Below are 25,535 nucleotides of genomic sequence, written 5' to 3'. Positions count from 1 at the left end.
GGGAGTGCGTTCCTGATCAGCGGGCCGCTCGCCGGCCGGTTCCTCCGCGGTGGGAGCGGTGTCTCCACCACCGGTCCCATCGCGGGGGGGACGACCGGGGCGAGGCGGTCACGCCTTCTCCGCCTCGCGGATCGCGCGGGCGAGCCCGTCCGGGGAGACCCGTTGCCTGGCGATGTAGTACAGCGTGCTGCCCGCGGGCAGCCGGGTCTCCCACTCCGGGCTGACCAGCAGGTCGCTTCGGGTGCGCACGGCCAGTGCAGTCGCGCCGTAACGCCTGCCCAGGGCGAGCTGGCACGCACCGTAGCTGGTCTGGTCGAGCGAGTCGGGCAGCCTGCACGAGTAGGTGTTCCCACCGCCGTGGGTGACGAGCTCGGCGTAAACCTGGGTGATCCCCGGGTCCAGCAGCTCCTCGCTGATCATCTGCGGGGTGTGCCACTGGACGCACCGGATGGAGCTGTTCACGTAGCGCAGGTGCTCGGCCCTGCTCATGTCCCGCAGAGCGACCACGGGGGCCAGCTCGGGGTTGACGTGGTCGACGGTGACGGCCACGGCGAGCGCCTCGTTGTCGTCGTGGGCGTCGATGAGGACCGAACGGGCTCGGTGCAGCCCCGCTCGGCGCAGCACCTCCTCCGAGCTGAGATCGCCGCGGACGAAGCCGATACCGCGGTCCGGAACGGGGTTCCTGTCCACTTCGTCCCAGGCGGCGAGCACGACCGAGTGACGTCCGTCGGCCAGCAGTTCGTCGAGGATGCGTTCGGTGCGCCCCGAGTGATATCCCAGCATCAGCACGTGCTCGGACACGTGCAGTGCGGCGGTCCCGCTCATTCGCTTGCCCCTAGCCGTTTCCAGTTTCGTCGCCAGATGCGTGAACAGAGTCGTCAACGTAGCGATCCCCCCGAGGATCACGTACACGCCGACGACGTGCCCTCCGGTCGTTTCCGGGTAGAAGTCCCCGTAGCCCACGGTGGACGTGGTGACCAGGAACCACCACCAGTAGTTGGCCGGTTGTACGAGCTCGCTGCCCGCGGACTCGAACAGCGCCATCAGCGGCCAGCTCGTGAAGAACACGAAAACGATCACCACGGCTGGGGTAGCCCACGAGCGGAGGCCGACGAAGCGCTGAAGCAGGCGGAACAGCACGGTGTACAAGCCGACCTCCGGGATCAGTGATCCTCATCGGGCAACGGTGCGATGCGGTGGGCCGGGGGTGCCCCTCGGAGCGGGTCCGGTCCGGGAGAGGACGATACCCGCGACCGTGGACACGCGGTGGCCCACATCCCGCGTACCGGGCGCTGCACCGGGCAGACTGGAACGCGTGTCGGGACCCGCGGTGACCGGTTCGAAACGCCCGGTTGCGGGGTGATCCACGACAGGTGCCGCTTGCTCTGAGAAGCTGACCCGGCCGGGCAAGTATCCTTCGGGTGAACACAACTGCAGGGAGATCGACGTGTACCGGGTGTTCGAGGCGCTCGACGAGCTCGTCACGATCGTTGAGGAAGCGCGAAGTGTTCCGATGACCTCTGGATGCGTCGTGCCGCGTGGCGACGTCCTGGAGCTGCTCGATGAGGTGCGGGATTCGTACCCCTCCGAGCTCGACGACGCTCAGGACGTGCTCGATCACCGGGACGAGCTGGTCAACAAGGCCAAGACAGAGGCCGATCAGAGTTTGAGCAGCGCGCGTTCGGAGGCCGACAAGACCTCCTCCGAGGCGCGCGCCGAGGCGGAGAAGATGCTCGCCGACGCGCGGGAGCGTGCCGACGAGATCCTCGCGCAGGCCCGTTCCGAGGCCGAGCAGACCATCAACAACGCGCGACGCGAGTACGAGGAGTACGTGGCCAAGGCTCAGTCCGAGTCCGACCGCATGGTTCAGGCCGGACGCGCCGCCTACGACCAGTCGTTGCACGAGGGGCGCTCGGAGCAGGCGCGGCTGGTTTCCGAGACCGAGGTGGTGCAGCAGTCCCAGCAGGAGGCCAGTCGCCTGATCGAGGAGGCCAAGGAGGAAGCGGAGCGTCTGCGCGGTGACTGCGACGCCTACGTCGACTCGCGGCTGGCCGATTTCGAGGAGCTGCTCGGTCGGACGCTGCGCACCGTGGGCAAGGGCAGGCAGCAGTTGCGTCGCCCCATCAGCGCGCCGTTCGACTACGAGGAGTGGCAACCCTCGGAGAACGGTTCGCCCGCCAGCGAGCACTGACCGTGCCGGCCGCGTGGCCGCGTTCCGCGTCGGGGAGTCGCGGCGCGGTTTCGCCAACCTCCCGGTGGTGGCGTACCCTGGGCGGGGTGGCCTGCCTGGTTCCGTACTCGTCGGCGTGCAGGAGCCGCGAAGTGCGATCACGTGATGCACTGCCGTCCGTTCGTCGGGACCGTTGCGGCGGGCGGCCGGTGGTGTGAACCTTCCGGCCGGGTGTGCAGGCCCCGTCAACCGTGGAATGCCGAGCCGAAACCACAGATGTCTCAGAACCAAGAAGTTGCGCAGCCTTCCGGGGACAGTCCCTGGGTGATCGACACTCGCGAGTTCGGTCGCAGTCCGGGCAGCAGCCGCAGCTACACACTCCACCCTCCGGCTCCCGCCGGTTTCGGTCTCGATATGATCCGGGTGTCCGAGGGTGAGCCGCTCGAACTCGATCTGCTGCTGGAGGCAGTGGTCGAGGGTGTGCTGGTATCCGGTACCGTCAGGGCGAAAGCCAGTGGTGAGTGCGCGCGGTGTCTCGACCCGGTTTCCGAGGAGGCCGACGTCGAGTTTCGGGAGTTGTTCGCCTATCCGGACAGCGCTACCGACAGCAGTACCGACGAGGACGAGGTCAGCCGTGTTTCCGGCGATCTGATCGATCTCGAACCGGTGGTTCGGGATACGGTGCTGACGTCGTTGTCCACCGCTCCGCTGTGCTCACCGGATTGTCCGGGACTGTGTCCCGGGTGCGGTGCCAAGTGGGTCGAGCTCGACCCTGAGCACCATCATGAGATGATTGACCCTCGCTGGGCCGCGTTGCGTGAGCGGTTCGGTGGGACCGAGGAGGAGAAGTAGTCGTGGCTGTCCCCAAGCACAAGGTTTCCCGGTCGAACACCCGTACGCGCCGTTCGCAGTGGAAGGCGTCCGCGCCGACACTGGTGGCGTGCCCCAACCGGGCCTGCAGTGAGAAGAAGCCGCCGCACGTGGTCTGCCCCTCTTGCGGCCAGTACGGCGGTCGTCAGATCGTCAGCCCTGCCTGATAGGCGTCGGCCGTGGGGGGAAAGCAACAGTCCCGGGGCCGCACGTCGGACCGGTCTGCGTTGGTTGAGGCACTCGGCGTCGACTTCGACGCCGAGATGCTCACGCTCGCTCTGACGCACCGCTCGTACGCCTACGAGAACGGTGGACTCGAGCCCAACGAGCGGCTGGAGTTCCTCGGTGACGCCGTGCTCGGGCTGGTCGTGACCGATCGCCTCTACCGGGACCATCCGGACCTGCCGGAGGGGCAACTCGCGAAGCTGCGGGCGAGCGTGGTCAACATGCACGCTCTGGCCGGAGTGGCTCGTGAACTGGGCGAGGGCGGACTCGGCCAGTATCTGCTGCTCGGTCGCGGGGAGGAGCTCACCGGTGGTCGGGACAAGGCCAGCATCCTGGCCGACTCGCTCGAGGCCGTTCTCGGTGCCGTCTATCTGCAGCACGGGGTGGAAACGGCCAGTTGGGTGATTCACCGGCTGTTCGACTCGTTGCTCACCGAGGCGCCGATGCTCGGCGCGGGTCTGGACTGGAAGACGAGCCTGCAGGAACTGACCGCTTCGGCCGGACTCGGTGTGCCCGATTACCGCGTCGAGGAGCAGGGGCCGGATCACCGCAAGGAGTTCAGCGCCTACGCCGTCATCAACGGTGAGGTCTTCGGTCAGGGCGACGGCGGCACGAAGAAGGACGCGGAGCAGAAGGCCGCGCAGACGGCTTGGCGGGCTCTCTCCGACCAGATCAACAACGGTTCCACCGGTTCGGGGGACTCCACTTCCGCGGAGTGACTCCGCGGGTGGCCCCGTGCACGCCTTCAGTGAAGCGTGTTCGAAGATGGTCCGGTGCCCGAACTACCCGAAGTCGAGGTAATCCGTAGCGGTCTGGTCGAGTACGTGCGTGGCCGTACTCTCTCGAAGGTCGAAGTGCTGCACCCGCGCGCCGTGCGCAAGCACGATCGCGGGGTCGAGCACTTCGAGTCCGAGTTGCGCGGGCGAACGCTGCTGGACGTCCGCAGGCGGGGGAAGTACCTGTGGTTGGACCTGGGGGAGGCGCACTCCGCGGATGTCTCCCGTTCCGACGGTGAGTCGGTCCGTGCGGGGCAGGCGGTGCTCGCGCATCTCGGGATGAGCGGCCAGTTGCTGGTGCAGCCTCCCTCGACCCCGGACGAGAAGCACCTGCGGGTCAGGTTCGTGTTCGACGACGGCGGCCCCGAGCTTCGCTTCGTCGATCAGCGCACTTTCGGAGGGTTGAACCTCACCGGGCTCGTGCGCTCCGGCGGGACCCTGGTGCCCGAGCCCATCGGGCACATAGCCGCCGATCCCATGGAACAGGCCTTCGATCGGGATGCCGTGGTCGAGCTCGTACGTTCCCGCAGGACCGGGATAAAGCGGGCGCTGCTCGACCAGAGCCTGATCTCCGGGATCGGGAACATCTACGCGGACGAGGCGCTCTGGCGGGCCGGGCTGCACTGGGCGCGGTCCACGGGCGAACTCGCCCGCGATGACGGCAACGCCCTGCTGGAGGCAGTCGGTGAGGTCATGCGGGACGCCCTCGAGGCGGGTGGAACCTCCTTCGACGCGCTCTACGTGAACGTCAACGGGCAGTCCGGTTACTTCGGTCGTTCGCTGGCGGTGTACGGGCGGGCCGGCGCGCCCTGCTCGCGCTGTGGCACCGCGATTCACAGGGACGTGTTCATGAAGCGCTCGGCGTACTCCTGCCCCGCTTGTCAGCCCCTTCCCGCCGAGCCGCACTGGTGACGGCCCCGAAGGCGGGCCCCGGCAGCGCCGGGAGCCCCGCCCCGGGACGGAACGGTCCCGTCAGACCTTGATCGCCGGATTGTGCTGCTGCATCCAGATCGAGACGTCCAGCAGCCGCTCCAGGGCGTTGCGCATGGTCGTGTCCACCTGTTCTGCGGGCCGCTCCACGATCTTTTTGAGCCACTCCCCGTTGAGCAGCTCAGCCGCGGGGTCGTTCGCGGTGAGCAGCTCCTTGGACTGGCGTTGCAGTTCGGCCGCGTAATTCGGGTCCTGAGTGGACGGGTAAGGGCTCTTCACCCGTTCGGAGACCGAGCGCGGCAGCACGTCGGAGGTGGCCCGCCGCAGCAGGCTCTTCTCCCTGCCGTCGTGGGTCTTGAGCGACCAGGGCGCGTTGAACACGTACTCGACCAGTCGGTGGTCGCAGAACGGCACGCGGACCTCGAGACCGACCGCCATGCTCATCCGGTCCTTGCGGTCCAGGAGCATGCGCACGAACCGGGTCAGGTGCAGGTAGTTCATCTCGCGCATCTTGCGTTCGAACGAGCTCTCCCCGGCGAGCTCCGGGAGGTCGCGCACGGCGTTCCGGTACTCCGCGTCGACGTACCCGGGCAGGTCGAGGCTCTTGGCCAGGGCGGGGTCGAGCACGCTCTCCCCGCTGGTGTGCTCCTCGCCGAGCGCTGCCAGCCACGGGAAGGTGTCGGCCTCGCGAGCCCGCTGGTCGAAGAACCACTTGTAGCCCCCGAAGATCTCGTCCGCCGACTCACCGGACAGGGCGACAGTGGAGTGCTCCCTGATGGACTTGAACAGCAGGTACAGCGAGTTGTCCATGTCGCCGAGGCCGAGCGGGACGTCCCGCGCGCCGACCGCCGCGCGCCGCACGGCCGGATCGGCCAGCGTCCGGGGGTCCAGCACGATGTCCTGGTGCTGCGAGTTCACGTGCTGGGCGACGTCGTGCACGTAGGGACCGTCGGGCGTGTCCCGCAGCGAGTCGGCGACGAAGTTCTCGGTCTGCCCCAGGAAGTCCACGGCGAAGCTGCGAACCCGCTCTCCGGACGACTCGAGCTGCTTGGCCGCGAGCGCGGTTATGGCACTCGAATCGAGTCCTCCGGACAACAGCACACAGCGCGGAACGTCCGAGATCAGCTGGCGGGAGACGATGTCGTCGAGCAGTTCGCGAACGTGCCCGCTGGTCTCCGCCGCGTCGGCGGTGTGCTCCCTGGCCTCGAGCTTCCAGTAGGTGTGCTGGTGCGTGCCGTCGCGGTCGACGGTCAGCACGGTACCGGGCTCCACCTCGGCCATGCCCGACCAGATCGCGTGCCCAGGTTTCTTGGTCAGGGCGAACATCTCGCGCAGACCGTCGACCCCGACGACCTTCTCGGCCAGCGGGTTGGCCAGGATGGCCTTCGGCTCGGAGCCGAACAGCACGCCGTGCTCGGTCGGGTAGTAGTACAGCGGTTTGATGCCCATCCTGTCCCGGACCAGGACGAGCTTGTCCACCCGTGCGTCCCAGATGGCGAAGGCGTACATGCCGTTGAGCCGCTCGGCGACGCCTTCACCCCACTCGAGGTAGCCGTTCAGCACCACTTCGGTGTCGCTGTCGGTCTCGAAGCGGTGCCCGCGTGTGCGCAGTTCGCTGCGCAGCTCGGTGAAGTTGTAGGACTCACCGCTGTAGACCAGGGAGACCTTCCCGTCGGGCGTCTCGGTGGTCATGGGCTGGTTCCCGCCGGGGAGGTCGATGATCGCCAGCCTGCGGTGCGCCAGGGCGGCGTTGCGGTGGAAGCTCGTTCCGCCCGCGTCGGGTCCCCGGCAGGCCATGGTTTCGCACATCGCGTCGAGGGTTTCGCGCTGTTGGTCCAGGTTGCCCCGGAAGTCCACCCAGCCGCAGATACCGCACATGGTCTGCTCCGTCCGTCGGAAACATTTCCTTAGACAAATTAACTATTTTGTTGCACAGCTGAAATGAAACAACGAGGTGAGGTCTCTCACTGAGGGAGTTCGAATGAACACGAAACGGGATGAATGTGATATTCGGTGCTTTCGTGCGGAATCCGGTTTTCGGTCCGGGCGGAGTGCGGCGAGCGGCGCTATGCTGATCAACACGGGCTCGTGATTCCGGAAGGGCCGGCACGACTCGAAGGGGCGGGCTCTCGACTCGGGAGGTTGTGTGTCAGAGCGGGAGGGACGTGCGTGTGCCGGAACGGCACGGGAACCCGCCGTCCACGAGGGCGGTCTGGACGAACTGGCGGAGCGGGCACTCGCTCTGGTCTCCGACGGACGGCGCCGGATCCTCGGGATCGCCGGTCCGCCCGCCGCCGGGAAGGGCAGGGTCGCCGACCTGCTGATCGAACGGCTGGGCGAACAGGCCGTGCTCGTTCCGATGGACGGTTTCCACCTCGCCGGAGCGGAGCTGCGCAGACTGGGTATCCAGCACCGCAAGGGAGCCCCGGACACCTTCGACGCGGAGGGGTACGTGGCCCTGCTGCGCAGACTGCGCGCCGCCGAGGACGAAGTGGTCTACGCCCCCGAGTTCCACCGCGAGGTGGAGGAGTCCTACGCGGGAGCCGTCGCGGTCGGCCGGGAGGTGCCTCTCGTGATCACCGAGGGGAACTACCTGCTGCTCGACCGGGGCCCCTGGGGAAGGGTTCGCGGCCTGTTGGACGAGTGCTGGTTCCTGGAACCGGATGACCGCAAACGGGTGAATCGCCTGATCGGGCGGCACGTGCGCCACGGCATGTCGCGTAGCCGGGCGCGGGAGTGGGTGCAGCGCAGCGATGAGCGCAATGCGGCCCTGGTGGCGGACACCAGGAACAGCGCCGACCTGGTGATTCGGGGAGACCCCGAGTAGTGCGGGCGCCGCGGCGGGCTCGCGGCCCGCTCCGGGAACCGCTCAGGCCGTGGGCTCCCGCTCGGTGCTTTCCCGCGTCGAGCTGAGCCCGGACGAGACCGCTCGCGAGGAGGGGTCCGAGGAGGAGCTGTCCGAAGGGGTTGGTGCGGGCTCGCTTTCCGAGCTCGACGACTCGGAGGACGTGCTCGGCTCCGAGGACTCTTCGGGCGGAGGCTGTTCGCCGGAATCCTCCGGAGGGCCGGTTCCGGTGGGGTTCGGGGATTCCTGATCCCCGGAGGAGTCATCGGAGTTCCCGCCGTCGTCACTCCCGCCGCCGTTGCCGTCGTCGCCACCGGACCCGTCGTCGCCGCCCTCGGAGTCCCCGGGGGCGGGCTGGTCCTCCGGTGCCTCGGTGTCTCCCCGGGGGCCGGTGGGGGAGTTCTCCCGCACCGGGACGTCCCCTCCGGAGCTTTCCGCGGGCGAGTCCCGGGACGACTCCGGACGGGAAGCGCCGGAGGCGGCGCCGTCCGCAGTGCGGAAGTCAGCGGAGCTGCCGGGCGGGGTGCTGCTGCTCGTCGTGATGACGGAGTCGGGCAGCGCGGTGTCCTGCTGGTTCTGCCCGTCGTCGAGAGCCATCGCCGCGATCGTGGCGAAACCGGTCGCCACGATTATGCCGAAACCGGCGAGCACGGCCAGCCGTCTCGGTCTGGCGTCCGGGTCGTCGTACAGAGGATCCATGGAACACCCACTCGTCTCGCGAATCCGCACGGGACGCCGTGGTCGGGGTGACGCGACTGGCGCGCTATGCGCGCGAGCCCTCCTCCCGGCCGCCCGCGTCGGCATTACGGTAGCGACCGACGCCCGTGAGGCGGGGCCCGGGGGTTGGGCGTTTTGTCCGTGCGCGCTTACGCGTTCCGGAGTAGCGAGCACCCCGAGGTGGCGAGAGCATCCCCGGCGAAGCGGGGACGAACGAGAAAGGGGTCGCGTGAACATGTCCGACGAGGCAAACGCCGAGCACACACGTCTGACAGCATGGGTGCGCGGGCACGTGCAGGGTGTGGGGTTCCGCTGGTGGACCCGTTCGCGAGCCCTGGAACTGGGGCTGGCCGGCAGTGCCACGAACCTGCGCGGCGGCAAGGTCGAAGTGGTGGCGGAGGGCCCCGAACCGGCCTGTGCGAAGTTGTTGGAAATCCTACGTTCGGGTGACACGCCGGGAACTGTCGAGCACGTCGCCGAACAGTGGTCGCAACCGCGTGGTCTGACGGACTTCGTCGAGAGGTGACCGGTCCCGCCCCGCGGAGCCCCGGTGCCCCCGCCTCCGTTCGTGGTGCGGGTAAGCTCCTCCGGACGGTTCAGTAGCAGTGTGTAGTCGATGCTCCGTGGGAAGGTCGTTGAGCGCTAGTGCACTTGAAAAGCCTGACGCTGAAGGGGTTCAAATCCTTCGTGTCGACCACGACCCTGCGATTCGAATCGGGGATCACCTGTGTGGTCGGGCCGAACGGCTCGGGCAAGTCCAACGTGCTGGACGCGCTGACCTGGGTCATGGGTGAGCAGGGGGCCAAGGCGCTCCGCGGCGGCAAGATGGAGGACGTCATCTTCGCCGGGACCTCGGGGCGGGCCCCGCTCGGGCGCGCCGAGGTCAACCTGACCATCGACAACACCGACGGTGCACTGCCGATCGACTACACCGAGGTCTCCATCACCCGGCGCATGTTCCGCGACGGGGCGAGCGAGTACGAGCTCAACGGCAGCGCCTGCAGGTTGCGCGATCTGCAGGAGCTGCTCTCGGACTCCGGTATCGGACGTGAAATGCACGTCATAGTCGGTCAGGGACAGCTCTCCAGCATCCTGCAGGCCAAGCCGGAGGACCATCGCAGGCTCATCGAAGAGGCCGCGGGCGTGCTCAAGCACCGCAAGCGCAAGGAAAAGGCGCTGCGCAAGCTCGACGCGATGCAGGCCAACCTGACCAGGCTCACCGATCTCACCGGGGAGCTGCGCAAACAGCTGAAGCCGCTGGGCAAGCAGGCCGAGGTCGCACGCAAGGCGCAGACCATCCAGGCCGAGCTGCGGGACGCGCGCCTGCGCCTGCTGGCCGACGACCTGGTCACCGCGCGCTCCGAACTCGCCAGGGACGAGGCCAACGAGGAGGCCGCGCGGAACAAGCGGGCCGAGGCGGAGAAAGCGCTGCAACAGGCCCAGGAGCAGGAAAAAGCCCTGCAGGAGCACGTGGACGCGGACGCCCCTAGGCTCGCGCGGCTCCAGGACACCTGGTACCGGCTCTCGGCCCTGCAGGAGCGGTTGAACGGGACCCTCCGCCTGGCCGAGGAGCGGTACAAGCACCTCAGCACGGAGCAGGAGCAGCACAGCGGCGAGCGGGACCCCGCGGAGCTGGAGGCCGAGGCCGAGGAGATCGCCGAGCGGGAGGAGACCGCGAACGAGGAAGTCGAACGTGTCCGCGAGGAGCTGTCCGAGGTCGTGCGGCGCCGTTCGGAGCTGGAGTCCTCCCTGCAGGAGGCCGAACGCGCGCACATGGAGGCGGTGCGCGCGATAGCCGACCGCAGGGAGGGCGCCGCGCGCCTCTCGGGACAGGTCGAGTCCATGCGCAGCAAGGTCTCGGCCACGGACGAGGAGATCGAGCGGCTCGCCTCCTCGGTCACGGAGGCCGAGCAGCGCGCGGCCGCCGCGCAGCAGGCCTACGACGAGGCCGTTTCCGAGGGCGGTGGGCAGGACGACACCGGTGAGTCCGACGCGCAGCAGCGTTACGACACCGCGGTGCGGGCCAGGGACACCGCGCAGGAGCGGGTGAACGAGCTCGTCGCGACCGAACGCGCGACCGAGCGCGAGATCGCCTCGTGGCAGGCGAGGGTGGACGCGCTGTCGATCGGCCTGTCGCGCAAGGACGGGGCGGGGGCGCTGCTCGAGGCCGGTGAGCGGGTTCCGGGGCTGATCGGCTCCGTCGCCGCCCTGCTGTCCGTGGAGCCGGGCTTCGAAGTGGCGCTGGCCACCGCGCTCGGAGCCGTCGCCGAGGCCGTCGTGGTTCGCGGCGTCTCCGACGCTGCCACCGCCCTGCGCGTGCTCAAGAACGACGAGGCGGGCAGCAGTGGGCTGCTCGTCTGCTCGACCGAGGAGCCCGCGGGCGATCCCTGGCCGGAGCTGGACGGAACGGCGCGTTGGGCCGTCGAGCTGATCCGCGCTCCGGAGGAGCTGCTTCCCACGTTGACCGCGTTGCTGGACAGGGTCGCCGTGGTGGACGACCTCGACCGAGCCGAGGCCCTGGTGTCCGCGCACCCCGAGGTGCGCGCGGTGACGGGGGAGGGCGATCTGCTCGGGGGCAACTGGTCCTCGGGCGGGGCCACCGAGCGCAGCGGAGGTCTCATCGAGACCCGGGCGGCCGTGGACGAGGCCGAGTCCGAGTTGGCGGCGGCGCGCGAGAGGCTCGATACCTACGGTGCCACCCTCGAGGGGGCCAGGTCCGAGCTCGAGGCCAGGCAGGAGGAGGTGCGCACCGCGCAGGAGCAGCTCAACGAAGCGCGGGTGCAGCGCGCGCGCAGTTCCGAGCGGCTTTCCTCCCTGAAGGAGGCGGCGCGTTCGGCGGCGGACGAGGTCGAGCGGATCCGGAAGCAGCGTTCCGAGGTGGAGCGCTCCCGCCAGGAGTCGGTCGACAAGCTGGCCGAGCTGCAGGAACGCCTCGAGGTGGTCGAGTCCGAGCAGCAGGACCAGCAGGAGCCGGACACCGCGGAACGGGACCGGCTCGCCTCGGAGCTCGACGACGTGCGTCAGCGGGAGATGGACGCGCGGTTGGCCGTGCGCAGCGCGGAGGAACGTGCGCGCGCCCTCCAGGGGAAGGCGGAACAACTGCGCCGTTCCGCGCGGCAGGAACGCGAACGACGCGAACGGGCCGAGGCGGCACGTCGGGCCAGGCAGCGTGGTGCCCTGGTGGCCGAGACCGTGGTGAACAACAGCCGCACCGCGCTCGAGCGCATCGCCGGATCACTGCGCTCGGCCGGCGTTCAGCGCGACGAGCTGCAGACCAGGCAGTCCGAGAACCAGCGACAGCTGGAAACCGTGCGCAACCGGGTGCGGGAGCTCTCCGGGGAGCTGGAGAAGCTCACCGACGCCGTGCACAAGGACGAGGTGGCCCGAGCCGAACAGCGGCTGCGGATCGAGCAGCTCGAGACGAAGGTCGTCGAGGAGTTCGGGGTGGGGCTCGACGACCTGGTCGCGGAGTACGGGCCTGACGTGGCTGTGCCGCCGAGCCCGGCGGAGATGGCCGAGTACGAGGCGGCCAAGGAACGCGGCGAGCAGGTGTCCGAACCCCCGGCCCTGCCCTACGATCGCGATACCCAGCAGCGTCGTGCCGACCGGGCCGAGAAGGACCTGGCCTCGCTCGGCAAGGTCAATCCGCTCGCGCTGGAGGAGTACGCGGCTCTGGAGGAGCGCTACAAGTACCTCTCCGGTCAGCTGGAGGACCTCAAGGCCACGCGCAAGGACCTGCTCGACGTGGTCAAGGAGGTCGACGAGAAGATCCTGGAGGTGTTCTCCTCGGCCTTCCAGGACGTGGCCGCGGAGTTCGAGAAGGTCTTCTCAGTTCTGTTCCCGGGTGGTTCGGGCAAGCTGGTGCTCACCGATCCGGACGACATGCTCAGCACCGGCGTCGAGGTGGAGGCGCGGCCGCCGGGGAAGAAGGTCAAGCGGCTCTCGCTGCTGTCCGGTGGTGAGAAGTCCCTGACGGCCGTGGCCATGCTGGTCGCGATCTTCCGCGCCCGCCCTTCCCCCTTCTACGTGCTGGACGAGGTCGAGGCGGCGCTGGACGAGACCAACCTGCGCAGGCTCATCGGTCTGCTGGATCAGCTGCGGCGCACCTCGCAACTGATCATCATCACGCACCAGAAGCCGACCATGGAGATCGCCGACGCGTTGTACGGGGTGAGCATGCGCGGTGACGGGATCACCACGGTGATATCGCAACGCATGGGCGGTTCCGCGGACGATCCCGCGGTGGAGGAGCCCGCGCTCTCGGCCGGTTCGGAGAGCTGAGCCCCGGACGTCCGGTGGCAGCTCGCGGTGCCGGGCCGGTGGCGCCGCGGACCGGGTGAACGGAAGGACTTACGATCAGCCCGGATCGGACGGCCCGGAGATCCGTTCCGGGGTCGGCTCGGTCGTGCTCGTCCGGTCGTGACCGCTGTGCCGCAGCGAGAGCAGCCCGCCCACGACCAGGGTCGTCACCACCCCGATCGGGGTGTACCAGGGGAAGGCCAGCGGCTGGCTTCCGTCCTCTCCGGTCGGGAAGGTCACGCCGAGCGCCAGGTACAGCACCCCGACCAGCGTGGTGAGGAAGGCCACGACCGCATCGCTCTGCCGGGCACGTCCGACGAGCAGCCCGAGCAGGAACGCGCCCAGCAGGGCGCCGTAGGTGTAGGAGGCTATTCCCAGGCCGATCTCGACCACGGGGTTGTCGGTGGTGGTGAACACGGCGGCGAACCCGACGAAGACCAGCGCCCAGCCCACGGTCGCCAACCGTGCCGAGCGCAGCAGTTTCGCCTCGTCCGGGCGGCGCTTGGTGATGCGCTGGTACAGATCGCTGATGGTCGATGTGGACAGCGAGTTCAGTGAGGAGGACAGGGTGCTCATGGCGGCGGCGAGGATCCCGGCTATCAGCACGCCGGACAGGCCGGGCGGGAGTTCGTTCACGATGAAGCTGGGGAACAGTTCGTCGGCACTGCTCATCCCCATCCGCTCCGGTGAGGTCCCGGAGAAGAAGACCCACAGCATCGAACCGATGAACAGGAACAACGCGAACTGCAACAGCACGACGAAACCGCTGCCGATCACCGCGCGGCGGCTGTCGGCGAGACTGCGGCACGCGAGCAGCCGCTGCACCATCAGCTGATCGGCTCCGTGCGAGGCCATGGCGAAGAACGCGCCCCCCACCACGGCGGTCACCGTCGAGTACTGGCTGGTGAGCACGGGCGAGCTCGAGTCGAACACCTCGAACTTGCCCGCCTCCAGGGCGCGCCCGAACCAGTCCGGGGGGAGTTGGCCCATCAGGATCAGCCCCGCCACCACGGAGCCGACCACGTAGACCCCCATCTGCACCACGTCCACCCACACCACGGCCCGGATACCGCCGAAGTAGGTGTAGACGACCGTCAGCGTCGACAGCGCCAGGATGATCTGCCAGTACGAGATCGACAGCCCGAAGGAGCCGAGCATGACCTTGACCGGGATGGCGGTGGCGAACAGGCGGAGGCCGTCGGCGAGCAGCCTGGTTACCAGGAAGGTGACCGATGCGGTGGCCTGCAGCCCCTGTCCGAAGCGCTTCCCGAGGAACGCGTAGGCGCTGACCAGGTCGCCCGCGTAGTAGCGCGGCAGGAGGACGAGGGCGACGAGGACGCGGCCGATCAGGTACCCGAGCGCGAGCTGCAGGTAGGTGAACGAGCCGAGATAGGCGACCGTGGGAACGCTGATCACGGTCAGCGTGGACGTCTCGGTGGCCACCACGGACAGGCACACCGCCCACCAGGGCAGTGTTCGGTTGCCCAGGAAGTAGTCCCTGGTCCCGCGCTGCCTGCCCGCGAGGAGGACGCCAAGCGCGGGGACGGTGAGCAGGTAGATCCCGATTATCGCGAGGTCGACGGCGCGCATGCGGGCTCCTGATCCTTCTCGGCGAGCACGTTCTCCCGCGGAAGTACCCGCAGTGCGTTGACCGGTGCGTCGGCGGGAGCGGGGAGTCGGAGCGGCTCGTGCCCCGGGGTGATGCTGCCCAGCACTCGCGGCCCCGCCGCTCCCGTGGCTGCGGGGTGGTTGCCCGCGACACCGTGCATCGCGAGAAACCCCAGCACAGCTGTCAGGTAGGCCTCCTTGCCCCCGCTGGGTATGCCGTGGTGGTCGCTGGTGCGGAGCTCGACGTCGCGGTGGGCGAGTTCGGTGCGCAGGGCGGCCAGCAGCACCGGGTTGGCGATGCCTCCTCCCGAGGCGATGACGAACCTCGGGGCGTGTCCCGCGCACTCCTGAGCCACGGTTCGTGCCGTCAGGGCGGTAACCGTGGCCAGCAGGTCCTGCCCGTCGATCGGTGGCAGCCCGGAGAGCCGGGTGCGCAAGTACTCGGCGTTGAACCGCTCCTTGCCCGTGGACTTGGGGGGTGGGGTCGAGTAGTACTCATCGGCGAGCAGCGCTCCGAGCAGGTCCTCGCGGACCCGTCCCGCCGCGGCGAGCTCCCCGTCGACGTCGCTGGTCCGCTCGTCGGTGACCATCGCCGCCGCGGCGTCGATGAGGGCGTTGCCCGGACCGGTGTCGTAGGCGAGCACCCCGCGGGGGCCGTCCACCGTAATGTTGGCGATCCCGCCGATGTTGAGCGTGGTCGCCGTCGAAGGTGCTTCCCGCTCGGTCCCGCTCGCGTCGAGCAGGTCCCGGTGGAGCCCGCGCAGCCAGAGGGCGTCGAACAGGGCTGCCAGCGGTGCGCCCTGCCCTCCCGCTGCGATGTCCCGGGAGCGCAGGTCGGACACCACGGGAAGTCCGGTTTCCTCGGCGATCCAGGCGGGCTGACCCAGCTGGAGCGTTCCGCGAGCGCGACCGTGGTCGTCGACCAGGTGGTGGGCGGTCTGCCCCAGTGAGACCACGAGGTCGGCCCTCCCGTTCGCGAGCTCGGCGATGCCGTGTCGTGCCGCATCGGCCAGGGCGCGTCCCAGACCGGTGTCGATTCGGCACCACGCTTCCGGACCCGCTCCGCGTGATCGGCCCGGATCCGCGAGTTCCGCCCGAAGCCGCTCGGGGTAGGCGAGCTCGTCGTGGCCCAGCGGTTCCAGCTCGATCTCGTCGCCGTGCAGCCGCAGCTCGGCCGCGGCGACGTCCAGGGCGTCCATGGACGTGCCGGAGTGCAGACCGATCACGCGACACTTCGCCATACTGGTGGTGTAGATCACTCTTTGAAAAAAAGCAAGCGTGACACGTCGATTTCCGGTGAATTCTCCACGAGGGTCGAGTCGGGAGAACGTCGCGGGTAGTGCGACGATGGACGCGTGTCCACCACGAACGTGATCCTGATCATTGTTGCCGCACTGATCGTGCTGGCGGTGCTCGTCGCTACGGGCGTGTTGCTCGCCCGGCGCAGACGGGTCAGTCTCGGCCGGGGTGAGCGGGAGGAAGCCGCGCCCGGTCAGGGCGGTGGTTACCGCGCGGGCAGTGGCATCAGTCTCTCCAGTGGCGGGGACACCGCTGTTTCGGAGCATCCCGTCGAGGAGCGCACGGAGACGGAGGGACAGCCCGGAGTCGGCGATGATGCCGCCGTTCCCAGGGAAAGCGCGCGCCGCGACATAGTGGACGTCCCGCTTCCGCCCTCGGCCGAGGGCGAGTCCACCGCCGAGGCCGAGGACGTCTCCGACACCGCCCCCGCGGAGTCCCGCCCCCGGGAGGAGCCGGAGCGCACGGAGACCCCGTCCGTTCCGGAGCAGCAGCCTCCCGCGGAACCGGAGTCCGAAACCGCTCCGAGCGGTGAGCACACCGCGCCCCCGGAGGAGGCGGAGAGCTCCGCCACCGAGGAGGCGGTGGCGGAGAGCACCGCGGCCGAGCCCGCGCAGGCAGAGGCCGCCCCGGCAGAGCCCGCGCAGGCAGAAACCGCCCCGGCAGAGTCCGCGCCGGCCGAGGCCGAATCGGCCGGCGCGGAGGTCGAGGCCGAACCGATCGAGCCGTCCACCGGCAGGCTCGAACGGCTGCGCGGCAGGCTTTCGCGCTCGCGGTCGATGTTCGGCCAGAGCGTGCTCGGGCTGCTCGGCGCGGGGGACCTCGACGAGGACTCCTGGGAGGAGATCGAGGACACGCTGCTGATGGCCGACATAGGTGCGGCCACCTCCTCCGAGATCATCCAGCGGCTGCGCACCGAGGTGGCGGCGCGGGCGGTACGCACCCCCGAGCAGGCCAGGAGTCTGCTGCGCGAAGTGCTGATCGACGCTCTCGGCCCGCAGCTTTCGCGGGACGTGCAGGCGCTGCCGCACGGTGATCCCTCCGACGGGGGAAAGCCCGCCGTCCTGCTGGTCGTCGGGGTCAACGGGACCGGCAAGACGACCACAACGGGCAAGCTAGCGCGCGTGCTGGTCTCCGAAGGACGTTCGGTGCTGCTCGGCGCGGCCGACACGTTCAGGGCAGCCGCCGTGGAGCAACTCGCGACCTGGGGTGAGCGGGTCGGTGCCGAGGTCGTTCGCGGCGATGAGGGAGCGGACCCGGCCAGCGTGGCCTTCGAGGCCGTGCAGCGCGGAGCCGATTCGGGCGTGGACGCGATCCTCGTCGACACGGCGGGCAGGCTGCACACCAAGACCGGCCTGATGGACGAGCTGGGCAAGGTCAAGCGTGTGGTGGAGAAGCGTGCCCAGGTCGACGAGGTGCTGCTGGTGCTCGACGCCACCACCGGCCAGAACGGTCTCGCCCAGGCGAGGGTGTTCGCCGACGTGGTGGACGTGACAGGGATCGTCCTCACGAAGTTGGACGGCACGGCCAAGGGCGGCATCGTCTTCCAGGTGCAGCGTGAGCTCGGCGTCCCGGTCAAGCTGGTGGGTCTTGGTGAAGGGGCCGACCACCTCGCCCCGTTCGAGCCGGAGGCCTTCGTCGACGCCCTGCTCGAATGAGCGCTTCCCGAACGAGCCGCTTCCCGAACGAGAGCTGTTCCCCGGGCGAGCGCTGCTGAGGTCAGTGCCGCCTGGGCTCGGGTGAGCACCGGTGCCGATCCGACGTCGGATTCCCGTGCGGTTCGGGGCCTTCGCGGGAAGGCTCGGTCGGCGATTTCCCCGGGCCCGCGGACCGCTTCCGGTTCGCGGGCCCGGTTAACACGGCGGTGATGTCGCAAACCCCCGCTTAACCGGACAGCGGGATGATTTCATCGAGCGGACACGCTCGTATTCACGTCGGGAAACACAGGTCTCCGAGGATGCGGTCTCAACCTGGACCGCTGGCTCGTACTGGAGGCGATGTGAATTCGGGTGACACCGCCTGGGTGCTCGTGTGTGCTGCTCTCGTCATGCTCATGACACCCGGCTTGGCTTTGTTCTACGGCGGGATGGTCCGCTCCCGCGGCGTGCTCAACATGCTGATGATGAGCCTGGCGAGCCTGGGTGTGGTCGGTGTGCTCTGGGTGCTGTACGGATATTCCGCAGCGTTCGGCAGCGATCTCGGCGAAGTCGGACTGCTCGGTTCCCCGCTGGAGTTCTTCGGGCTGTCCCGGCTCGTGGGGGCCGAGGACATGTCCGACACGATCCCCACCTTCGCTTTCGTGGCGTTCCAAGCCATGTTCGCGATCCTCACCGTGGCTCTCATATCCGGTGCCGTGGCCGACCGCGCTCGTTTCGGTCCGTGGGTGCTCTTCGCCGGGCTCTGGGCCACCCTGGTGTACTTCCCCGTGGCCCACTGGGTGTTCGCCTTCGACGAGACGAGCGCCTCCGGTGAGATCACCGCTGTGGGCGGCTGGATCGCCAACAGGGTGGCCGCGATCGACTTCGCGGGCGGGACCGCCGTGCACATCAACGCGGGTGCTGCCGCCTTGGCCCTGGTGTTCGTGCTGGGGCCCCGGACGGGCTGGCCCCGGGGGACGGGCAAGCCGCACAACCTGCCGCTCGTGGTGCTCGGCGCCGGTCTGCTGTGGTTCGGCTGGTTCGGCTTCAACGCGGGTTCCGCCCTGACCGCGGGCACCACGGCGGCCGTGGTCTTCGTCAACACGCTCGTCGGAGCCAGCGCGGCCATGCTGGCGTGGATGCTCGTCGAGCGGATCCGGCACGGCAAACCGACCACGCTGGGGGCCGTGTCCGGAATAGTCGCCGGACTGGTGGCCATCACTCCGGCGTGCTCGGCGGTCACCCCGCTCGGTGCCATCGCGATCGGTGCCGTGGCCGGAGCCGGGTGCGCCCTGGCCGTGGAGCTCAAGTACCGACTGCGCTTCGACGACTCGCTGGACGTGGTCGGAGTCCACCTGGTGGGTGGTCTCATCGGGACGCTGCTGGTCGGGTTCTTCGCCTCGGAGAGCGCCCCCGCCGGGGTGGCCGGGCTCTTCTACGGGGGCGGCGTGGACCAGCTGTGGCGTCAGGCCGTCGGAGCCGTCGCGGTGTTCGCGTACTCGCTGGTGCTGAGCTGGGTCATCGCGTGGGTGCTGCAGAAAACGATCGGCTTCCGGCTCGACGAGCGCGACGAGTACGTCGGTATCGACGAGACCGAGCACGCCGAGGCCGGGTACCACTTCGGTGATGCGGGCAGTACGCTGCGCAAATCAGCGGCGGGCGAGCGTGGTTCCGTCGAGGAGCTGGAGGGAAGCGTCCGATGAAGTTGCTCACGGCGGTCGTTCAGCAGCACAAGGTGGACGAGGTGCGCAACTCGTTGACCGAGCTCGGGGTCCGTGGCATGACCATCGCCGATGTCCAGGGCTACGGCAGGCAACGTGGGCACACCGAGATCTACCGGGGTGCCGAGTACGAAGTGGATGTCGTGGAAAAGACCAGGATCGAGGTCCTGGTCAACGACGACGATGCCGACGACGTGCTGCGGGCGGTGGTTTCCTCCGCGCGCAGCGGACGAGTCGGGGACGGCAAGGTGTGGATGACGCCGGTCGAGTCGGTGGTGCGGGTGCGCACCGGCGAAACGGGTGAGCAGGCGGTCTGATCAGGTTCCCGTTCCGGGGATGGCGGGTTCGTCGGGGCGGAGCGTTCCGCGGTGGCCGGGATCGCTCGGGTGAGCGTTCCGGCACATCACGGCCCGGTCATCGCCGCGACGGGAAACACCGGTGGTCCCCTCCTTCGCGTTGTCCTCCGCGGTCGTCGTCGGTTCCGGTGCCCCCGGAACCGACGACGACCGTTTTTCTTGGGCACCGCCGGCGAGCGCGGATCAGCCCCGGGCTCGGCCCTGGAGCGGTCGGTCCGACCGGTCCGGCCCGGGCAGGAGCCGGTCGCAGGTGGGGCTGCGTAATAGCGGGCAGACGCGACGGTGCTTTTCTGCGTAGCAATACGCAGTCGCATTCAGGGGGTCTCACGGTCTCGCGTGCGAGGTCGTTCCGGCCAGAATGCCGGTGTGACGCGTTGGACGGCCTCGATGAGGGGGAAACAGCCCCGCCCGTTCTGGGGGTCGGGCGGGGAGGCATCGCGGCTGTCCACGCGTCGGAGAGCGGCCTCCGGACGGCCCGTTGAGGGGGCGGGCCGTCCGTACGGCCGTTTCCCGGGGTGGAGTTCGAGCCGCGCTTGCGCACTTGCCGCGTAGAGTGAGCGCGCAGTGAGCACGTGGTGCCGGTTCGAGGTGGGTGAGGAGCGCGGGCGAACCGCGTCGAGCGGGGACACGGGGCGCCGTTCTCCCGTGGAGATCGGGGTGGGAGCTCGTGAACTGGTCGTTTTCGGCGGGTTGCCGGGGGCGGGCAAGAGCACGGCCCTTCGCTCGCTCCGGTCCGCGCTTCCCGTGACGGTGCTGGACTCCGATCAGGTCTACGAGGCCCTGCTCTCCTGCACGGAGTTTGCCCGCCCGGGGGCCTCCCGCGCGGGAGGACGTGTTCCGTATCACCTGATCAGAGGTGTGGTGCACCCGGTGCACCACCTCCGGGTCGTGCTCGCCTGCGCGCGGTTTCCGGGGGTTGTGGTCGTGCACATGCCGGTAACCAGGGGGGTGGCGCGAGTGCTGCTGGCGCTGCTCGCCGCGGTGACCGGCCGGAGCGCGCTGCTCCTCTGGCTGGACGTGTCCCCCGGAAGTGCGTTGGAGGGGCAGTGTGCTCGTGGTAGGGTGATCAAGGCACGAACGTTCGTACGACATGTGCGACGTGCTCGTCGGGCCCGGCGGGTGATGCATACCTTCGACGCCTTGTTCGGATGGCGGCGAGTGCATGTACTCACACGTGCGGAGATCGCCAATGGGATTCAGCTGATTCCACCAGGGTGAGGTTGCTCCCCATCGGCCAGACGGGTGCCTAGGCAGACGTGATCGCCCGTTATCCTGAATCAGTACGCACCGGAAACGGAGCCGGTGCTGCCGGCTGAGATACATCGAGCTGCGAGTGACTGGCAACAGAGTGTGCGTTGCGGGTGTGCGCGGCCCGAGATGCGTAGGCGCCGGTGCGCTCAACAGTGCCGTCGTCACGCGGACCTGATTCGTGCGATCCGTCCGCGAATGCCGCTGTGGGTCCGTTCCACAGTGCTTCAGCCGCCCCGACCACACGAGGAGACTCCAGACTTACATGCCCACATTCGATGAGCTCGAACTCGACGACCGCGTCTTCAGTGCGCTGACCGAACTCGGTTACGAGACTCCCTCGGACATCCAGTCCGAGACCATTCCCTCCCTGCTGCAGGGACGGGACGTCACGGGACAGGCCCAAACGGGAACGGGCAAGACCGCGGCCTTCGCCCTTCCGATCCTGTCGAGGATCCAGCTCGACAAGAAGCAGAAGCCGCAGGCCCTGATCCTCGCGCCCACCCGCGAGCTCGCCATCCAGGTGGCCGAGGCCTTCCGGACCTACGCCTCCCACATGCCCGGACTCCGTGTGCTGCCCATTTACGGTGGGCAGAGCTACGGTCCCCAGCTGGGTGGGCTCCGCGAGGGAGCCCACATCGTCGTCGGCACGCCGGGGCGGCTTATCGACCACCTGGACCGGGGGTCTCTCGATCTTTCCGGGATCAGTCACCTCGTGCTGGACGAGGCGGACGAGATGCTGCGCATGGGATTCATCGAAGACGTCGAGCGGATCCTCAAGTCGGCACCCACGGACCGGCAGGTCGCCCTGTTCTCCGCGACCATGCCGAACGCCGTGCGCAAGATCAGCCAGTCCTACTTGAACAACCCCGTCGAGATCGCGGTGCGCAGCGCCACGAAGACGGGGGCCAACATTCGGCAGCGCTACTGGCCCGTCCGCGGCGTGCGCAAGCTGGACGCCCTCTCCCGGCTGCTCGAGGTCGAGCCGATCGACGCCGCCATCGTGTTCGCCAGGACCAAGCAGCTGACCGAGGAACTCACCGAGCAGCTGCGCGTGCGCGGGTTCAACGCCGCGGCGATCAACGGTGACATCGCTCAGGCGCAGCGTGAGCGGACCATCGATCAGCTGCGTCAGGGACGCGTCGACATTCTGGTGGCCACGGACGTGGCCGCCCGTGGGCTGGACGTTGACCGCGTTTCCCACGTGCTCAACTACGACGCCCCCCACGACAGCGAGTCCTACGTGCACCGCATCGGTCGTACCGGCCGGGCGGGGCGCAGTGGTGAGGCGATCCTGTTCGTCACCTCGAGGGAACGGCAGCTGCTGCGTTCCATCGAGCGCGCCACCGGGCAGTCCATCGAGCGCATGGACCTGCCGACGATCGAAGCGGTCAACGAGCGCAGGCTCGAGCGGTTCCGCCAGCGGATCACGGACACCTTGGAAAACGGTGATCTGGAAGTCTTCGAGCAGCTGGTGCGCGACTATGAGCAGAGCAGCGAGGTGCCCGCCGCCCGCGTCGCGGCCGCGCTGGCGAGCATGACCCAGGGTGACCGTCCGCTGCTGCTGCAGCCGGAGCCCGAGCCCGAGAACAGCAAGCCCAAGCGCAACGGCTCGCGTTCCTCGGACTTCTCCTCGAACGACTCGGATACGGCGATGTTCCGGGTGGAGGTGGGTCGGCGCAACCGGGTCACCCCCAGTGCGCTGGTCGGTGCCCTGGCCAACGAGGGCGGCCTGTCCAGCAAGCGCATCGGTCACATAGACATCCGTGACGAGCACAGCCTGGTCGAGCTTCCCGCCGAGTTGTCGGAGGACCTGCTGCACAAGCTGCGCAAGACGCAGGTGGCCGGACGTGGGCTGCGGATCAGCCGTGCCGAGGGGGAGACCCCCAAGCGCTCCGGTTCCGGCGGTGGTTGGTCCAGGAGGCCGACTCGGGAACGTTCGAGTTCGCGCCGGAGGGGCCGGACGGGGTCCACGGGGTCCCGCTCCGACAAGCGCCCGGCTGCCGAGCGGGGCTGAGCGTCTCCGCGGCGGGCGAGACGGGGTCTCGTCCGCCGCGGTTTCGGACCAAGCTCTCTCCCGCGTACCGTCCGGCGTCGAGTATCGCCGGTGAGCGGTTATCCTCGGCATAGGAACATCGACGACTCTGGAGCCCGTGACCCCGTGTTCGACACTCTTTCCGACCGGCTCACTTCGGTCCTGAAGAACCTGCGCGGCAAGGGGCGGCTGTCCGAGGCGGACATCGACGCCACCGCGCGCGAGATTCGTATCGCGTTGCTGGAAGCCGACGTGGCACTGCCCGTGGTGCGCAGTTTCATCTCGGGTGTCAAGGAACGTGCCAAGGGCACCGAGGTGTCCCAGGCGCTGAACCCGGCCCAGCAAGTAATCAAGATCGTCAACGAGGAACTCGTCGGCATCCTCGGCGGTGAGAAGCGTGATCTGGCTCTCGCGAAGAAACCGCCGACCGTGATCCTGCTGGCCGGGCTGCAGGGCTCGGGCAAGACCACGCTGGCGGGCAAGCTCGCGCGTTGGCTCTCCGGACAGGGGCACACCCCACTGCTGGTGGCCTGTGACCTGCAACGGCCCAATGCCGTCACGCAGCTGCAGGTCGTCGGGGAGCGTGCGGGAAGCGCCGTGTTCGCCCCCGAGCCGGGAAACGGCGTCGGAGACCCCGTTGATGTCGCCCGCCGGGGCGTGGCCGAAGCGCAGCGCGCCCAGCACGACATCGTCCTCGTCGACACCGCCGGTAGGCTGGGTGTCGACGAGGAGATGATGCAGCAGGCCTCGGACATCAGGGACGCCGTCGAGCCGAACGAGACCCTGTTCGTCGTCGACGCCATGATCGGTCAGGACGCCGTGAGCACGGCGGAAGCCTTCCGTGACGGCGTCGGTTTCAGCGGGGTCGTGCTCACCAAGCTCGACGGCGACGCGCGCGGCGGTGCCGCGCTCTCGGTTCGCCAGGTCACCGGCCAGCCGATCATGTTCGCCTCGAACGGCGAGAAGATCGAGGACTTCGACGTGTTCCATCCGGACCGGATGGCCAGTCGGATCCTCGGCATGGGCGACGTGCTGACTCTGATCGAGCAGGCCGAGCAGGCGTTCGACGCCGACCGTGCGGAGCAGGCCGCCGAGAAGCTCGGCTCCGGTGAGCTCACCCTCGAGGACTTCCTGGAGCAGATGCAGGCCGTCCGCAAGATGGGGCCGCTGCAGAACCTGGTGGGCATGTTGCCGGGTGCCAACCAGATGAAGGATCAGCTCTCCAACTTCGACGAGGGGCACCTCGACAGGGTGCAGGCGATCATCCGCGGTATGACCCCCGCGGAGCGGGCCGATCCGAAGATCATCAATGCGTCCCGCAGGCAGCGCATCGCGAACGGCTCCGGTGTGCGGGTCAGCGACATCAACGACCTGGTCGACAGGTTCTTCGAGGCCCGCAAGATGATGCAGCAGATGGCGGGTCAGTTCGGTGGTGGCGGCGGAGGGGGCCGCAAGGCCACCAAGAAGGTCAAGAAGGGCAGGAAGGGCAAGAACAAGGGCCAGGGGCAGTCGAAGGCCGCACGTGGCGGTGGAATGCCCGCCGGGCTGCCCGGAATGCCCGGCGGAGGTCAGGGCGGAGACGCCGGCCAGCAGCTGCCCGGCGGTCTCAACCAGCTTCCCCCCGGATTCGATCCTTCCAAGCTCGATTTCGGCAAGAACAAGAAGAAGAAGTGAGTCGTTGTGACCGCTCTTCACTTGCGGGGCCGAGTACTCCCCGAAGGGCGAACACGTGACCTCTGGGTGCGGGACGGGGTGCTCAGCACCTCTCCCGTCCCGGACGCCGTGACGGTTTTCGACGGCGGCTACCTGCTCCCCGGCCCCGTGGACGCGCACTGTCACGTCGGAGTGGGCGAGCAGGGCCCCGTCGAGCTGTCCGAGGCCGAGGCCCAGGCGGAGACGGACAGGGACGCGGGAACCCTGTTGTTGCGCGACTGCGGGGCTCCCGTGGACACGCGTCCGTTGCAGGAGCGCGCGGACCTGCCCCGAATAGTGCGTGCGGGGCGACACCTGGCCCGACCGAAGCGCTACATACCGCACCTGGCCGAACAGCTCGACGATCCCGAAGAACTCCCCGCAGCCGTCGAGCGACAGGCGAAGAACGGCGACGGCTGGGTGAAGCTGGTCGGGGACTGGATCGACCGCTCGGTGGGCGACCTGGCGCCGTTGTGGCCGGACGAGGTTCTCGAGCGCGCCATCGCGGCTGCCCACGAGAACGGGGCGCGCGTCACCGCGCACGTCTTCGGGCCGGACGCGTTGCCCGGTCTGCTCAACGCCGGGATCGACTGCATCGAGCACGGCACCGGCCTCGACGACGCGAGCATCGAACTGATGGCGCGACGTCGTGTCGCCCTGGTCCCGACACTGATCAACATCGAGAACTTCCCCTCCTTCGCGGCGGCGGCGACCAAGTACCCTGATTACGCCGCGCACATGAACAAGCTGTACCACGAGTCCGAACGCACCGTGGGCAAGGCGATCGAAGCCGGTGTCGCGGTGTACGCAGGCACCGACGCCGGAGGCGGTATCGCGCACGGGAGGCTGGTCGACGAGGTGCTCGCCCTGAACCGGGTGGGGATGTCTGCCGAACAGGCGGTGGCCTCCGCTACCTGGGACGCCAGAAGCTGGCTCGGTTTCTCCGGGTTGGAGGACGGGGCCGCCGCGGACCTGGTTGGTTACGAGGCCGATCCGCGCGGAAACCTGGAAGTGCTGCGGAACCCGAAGCGGATAGTGCTGCGTGGTCGGGTGGTGGCTTAGCACCGTTCGAGGGGCAGTCCCTGACCGGTCCGCGCCTCGAAGGGGCGT

The 25,535-nt window shown here is 68.7% G+C and carries 20 protein-coding genes; 15 read left to right on the top strand and 5 right to left on the bottom strand.

Translation table 11 applies throughout. The features are described from left to right. Positions 1–108: 108 nt before the first annotated feature. The gene (locus G9Q41_RS09385) at positions 109–1,149 is read right to left on the bottom strand and encodes an ion channel (protein ID WP_165632392.1); all 1,041 of its coding nucleotides are present in this window, start codon (positions 1,147–1,149) and stop codon (positions 109–111) included. A gap of 298 nt (positions 1,150–1,447) precedes the next feature. On the opposite strand from G9Q41_RS09385, the gene G9Q41_RS09380 reads away from it, so the two are divergent. The 5 genes from G9Q41_RS09380 to mutM all read left to right on the top strand — a co-directional run bounded on the left by G9Q41_RS09380 (position 1,448) and on the right by mutM (position 4,953). Beyond that, entirely contained in the window at positions 1,448–2,191 is a 744-nt protein-coding gene (locus G9Q41_RS09380; protein ID WP_092523026.1) for a DivIVA domain-containing protein, read from the top strand. 255 nt (positions 2,192–2,446) lie between these two features. Next, on the top strand, positions 2,447–3,022 hold the full coding sequence (locus tag G9Q41_RS09375; protein WP_165632391.1) for a DUF177 domain-containing protein: 576 nt from the start codon (positions 2,447–2,449) through the stop codon (positions 3,020–3,022). A 2-nt stretch (positions 3,023–3,024) separates the two neighbouring features. Beyond that, entirely contained in the window at positions 3,025–3,207 is a 183-nt protein-coding gene (gene rpmF / locus G9Q41_RS09370; RefSeq protein ID WP_092523022.1) for a 50S ribosomal protein L32, read from the top strand. Positions 3,208–3,219: 12 nt separating this feature from the next. After that, complete coding sequence (gene rnc, locus G9Q41_RS09365) at positions 3,220–3,984, top strand: ribonuclease III (RefSeq protein WP_092523020.1); 765 nt, start codon at positions 3,220–3,222, stop codon at positions 3,982–3,984. A 54-nt stretch (positions 3,985–4,038) separates the two neighbouring features. Further along, positions 4,039–4,953 (top strand): bifunctional DNA-formamidopyrimidine glycosylase/DNA-(apurinic or apyrimidinic site) lyase, encoded by a 915-nt coding sequence (gene mutM / locus G9Q41_RS09360; RefSeq protein WP_092523018.1) that lies wholly within the window; start codon positions 4,039–4,041, stop codon positions 4,951–4,953. Positions 4,954–5,013: 60 nt separating this feature from the next. Here mutM and asnB read toward each other — a convergent pair whose 3' ends face one another. Next, entirely contained in the window at positions 5,014–6,849 is a 1,836-nt protein-coding gene (gene asnB, locus G9Q41_RS09355) for an asparagine synthase (glutamine-hydrolyzing) (RefSeq protein ID WP_092523016.1), read from the bottom strand. Positions 6,850–7,117: 268 nt separating this feature from the next. Between asnB and G9Q41_RS09350 the strand changes: the two genes are divergently transcribed. After that, on the top strand, positions 7,118–7,798 hold the full coding sequence (locus G9Q41_RS09350; protein ID WP_092523014.1) for a nucleoside/nucleotide kinase family protein: 681 nt from the start codon (positions 7,118–7,120) through the stop codon (positions 7,796–7,798). A 42-nt stretch (positions 7,799–7,840) separates the two neighbouring features. On the opposite strand, the gene G9Q41_RS09345 is transcribed toward G9Q41_RS09350, so the two are convergent. Beyond that, on the bottom strand, positions 7,841–8,515 hold the full coding sequence (locus G9Q41_RS09345; protein WP_165632390.1) for a hypothetical protein: 675 nt from the start codon (positions 8,513–8,515) through the stop codon (positions 7,841–7,843). 253 nt (positions 8,516–8,768) lie between these two features. Here G9Q41_RS09345 and G9Q41_RS09340 point away from each other — a divergent pair, with 253 nt between their 5' ends. Continuing rightward, a complete protein-coding gene (locus G9Q41_RS09340) occupies positions 8,769–9,059 on the top strand; it encodes an acylphosphatase (RefSeq protein WP_092527223.1) in 291 nt (96 codons plus the stop codon). Positions 9,060–9,178: 119 nt separating this feature from the next. Continuing rightward, positions 9,179–12,814 carry a chromosome segregation protein SMC gene (smc, locus tag G9Q41_RS09335; RefSeq protein WP_165632389.1) on the top strand — a complete coding sequence of 1,212 codons (3,636 nt, stop codon included), beginning with the start codon at positions 9,179–9,181 and terminating at the stop codon, positions 12,812–12,814. Positions 12,815–12,889: 75 nt separating this feature from the next. Here smc and G9Q41_RS09330 read toward each other — a convergent pair whose 3' ends face one another. Both G9Q41_RS09330 and G9Q41_RS09325 read right to left on the bottom strand, forming a co-directional pair. Further along, on the bottom strand, positions 12,890–14,422 hold the full coding sequence (locus tag G9Q41_RS09330; protein WP_165632388.1) for a sodium:solute symporter: 1,533 nt from the start codon (positions 14,420–14,422) through the stop codon (positions 12,890–12,892). After that, the gene (locus G9Q41_RS09325) at positions 14,398–15,681 is read right to left on the bottom strand and encodes an anhydro-N-acetylmuramic acid kinase (protein ID WP_165632387.1); all 1,284 of its coding nucleotides are present in this window, start codon (positions 15,679–15,681) and stop codon (positions 14,398–14,400) included. The genes G9Q41_RS09330 and G9Q41_RS09325 overlap by 25 nt, the downstream gene beginning before the upstream one ends. 114 nt (positions 15,682–15,795) lie before the next feature. On the opposite strand from G9Q41_RS09325, the gene ftsY reads away from it, so the two are divergent. From ftsY to G9Q41_RS09290, 7 genes are all read left to right on the top strand, one after another. Then, positions 15,796–17,394 (top strand): signal recognition particle-docking protein FtsY, encoded by a 1,599-nt coding sequence (gene ftsY, locus G9Q41_RS09320; protein ID WP_165632386.1) that lies wholly within the window; start codon positions 15,796–15,798, stop codon positions 17,392–17,394. Positions 17,395–17,735: 341 nt separating this feature from the next. Beyond that, positions 17,736–19,076 carry an ammonium transporter gene (locus G9Q41_RS09315; RefSeq protein ID WP_165632385.1) on the top strand — a complete coding sequence of 447 codons (1,341 nt, stop codon included), beginning with the start codon at positions 17,736–17,738 and terminating at the stop codon, positions 19,074–19,076. After that, positions 19,073–19,411 carry a P-II family nitrogen regulator gene (locus G9Q41_RS09310; protein WP_092523003.1) on the top strand — a complete coding sequence of 113 codons (339 nt, stop codon included), beginning with the start codon at positions 19,073–19,075 and terminating at the stop codon, positions 19,409–19,411. The genes G9Q41_RS09315 and G9Q41_RS09310 overlap by 4 nt, the downstream gene beginning before the upstream one ends. Positions 19,412–20,014: 603 nt before the next feature. Beyond that, complete coding sequence (locus G9Q41_RS09305) at positions 20,015–20,668, top strand: AAA family ATPase (RefSeq protein WP_347567504.1); 654 nt, start codon at positions 20,015–20,017, stop codon at positions 20,666–20,668. Between the two features lie 295 nt (positions 20,669–20,963). Further along, the gene (locus tag G9Q41_RS09300; protein WP_165632384.1) at positions 20,964–22,715 is read left to right on the top strand and encodes a DEAD/DEAH box helicase; all 1,752 of its coding nucleotides are present in this window, start codon (positions 20,964–20,966) and stop codon (positions 22,713–22,715) included. A gap of 144 nt (positions 22,716–22,859) precedes the next feature. Continuing rightward, positions 22,860–24,407 carry a signal recognition particle protein gene (gene ffh, locus G9Q41_RS09295; protein WP_092522997.1) on the top strand — a complete coding sequence of 516 codons (1,548 nt, stop codon included), beginning with the start codon at positions 22,860–22,862 and terminating at the stop codon, positions 24,405–24,407. 6 nt (positions 24,408–24,413) lie between these two features. Continuing rightward, positions 24,414–25,487, top strand: coding sequence for an amidohydrolase family protein (locus G9Q41_RS09290; RefSeq protein ID WP_165632383.1), 1,074 nt, complete (start codon positions 24,414–24,416; stop codon positions 25,485–25,487). The last annotated feature ends 48 nt before the right edge of the window (positions 25,488–25,535 follow it).

It is taken from the genome of Actinopolyspora sp. BKK2 (assembly GCF_011291845.1).
Taxonomy (GTDB): Bacteria; Actinomycetota; Actinomycetes; order Mycobacteriales; family Pseudonocardiaceae; genus Actinopolyspora; species Actinopolyspora saharensis.
This window is presented reverse-complemented; position numbering and strand designations above follow the sequence as displayed.

What these genes read in the sequence shown, in the direction of transcription:
- G9Q41_RS09300 (WP_165632384.1), top strand. Translation starts at nt 20,964, where the DNA reads ATGCCCACATTCGATGAGCTCGAACTCGACGACCGCGTCTTCAGTGCG.
- G9Q41_RS09310 (WP_092523003.1), top strand. Translation starts at nt 19,073, where the DNA reads ATGAAGTTGCTCACGGCGGTCGTTCAGCAGCACAAGGTGGACGAGGTG.
- G9Q41_RS09330 (WP_165632388.1), bottom strand. Translation starts at nt 14,422, where the DNA reads ATGCGCGCCGTCGACCTCGCGATAATCGGGATCTACCTGCTCACCGTC.
- G9Q41_RS09325 (WP_165632387.1), bottom strand. Translation starts at nt 15,681, where the DNA reads ATGGCGAAGTGTCGCGTGATCGGTCTGCACTCCGGCACGTCCATGGAC.
- G9Q41_RS09375 (WP_165632391.1), top strand. Translation starts at nt 2,447, where the DNA reads ATGTCTCAGAACCAAGAAGTTGCGCAGCCTTCCGGGGACAGTCCCTGG.
- G9Q41_RS09340 (WP_092527223.1), top strand. Translation starts at nt 8,769, where the DNA reads ATGTCCGACGAGGCAAACGCCGAGCACACACGTCTGACAGCATGGGTG.
- asnB (WP_092523016.1), bottom strand. Translation starts at nt 6,849, where the DNA reads ATGTGCGGTATCTGCGGCTGGGTGGACTTCCGGGGCAACCTGGACCAA.
- G9Q41_RS09345 (WP_165632390.1), bottom strand. Translation starts at nt 8,515, where the DNA reads ATGGATCCTCTGTACGACGACCCGGACGCCAGACCGAGACGGCTGGCC.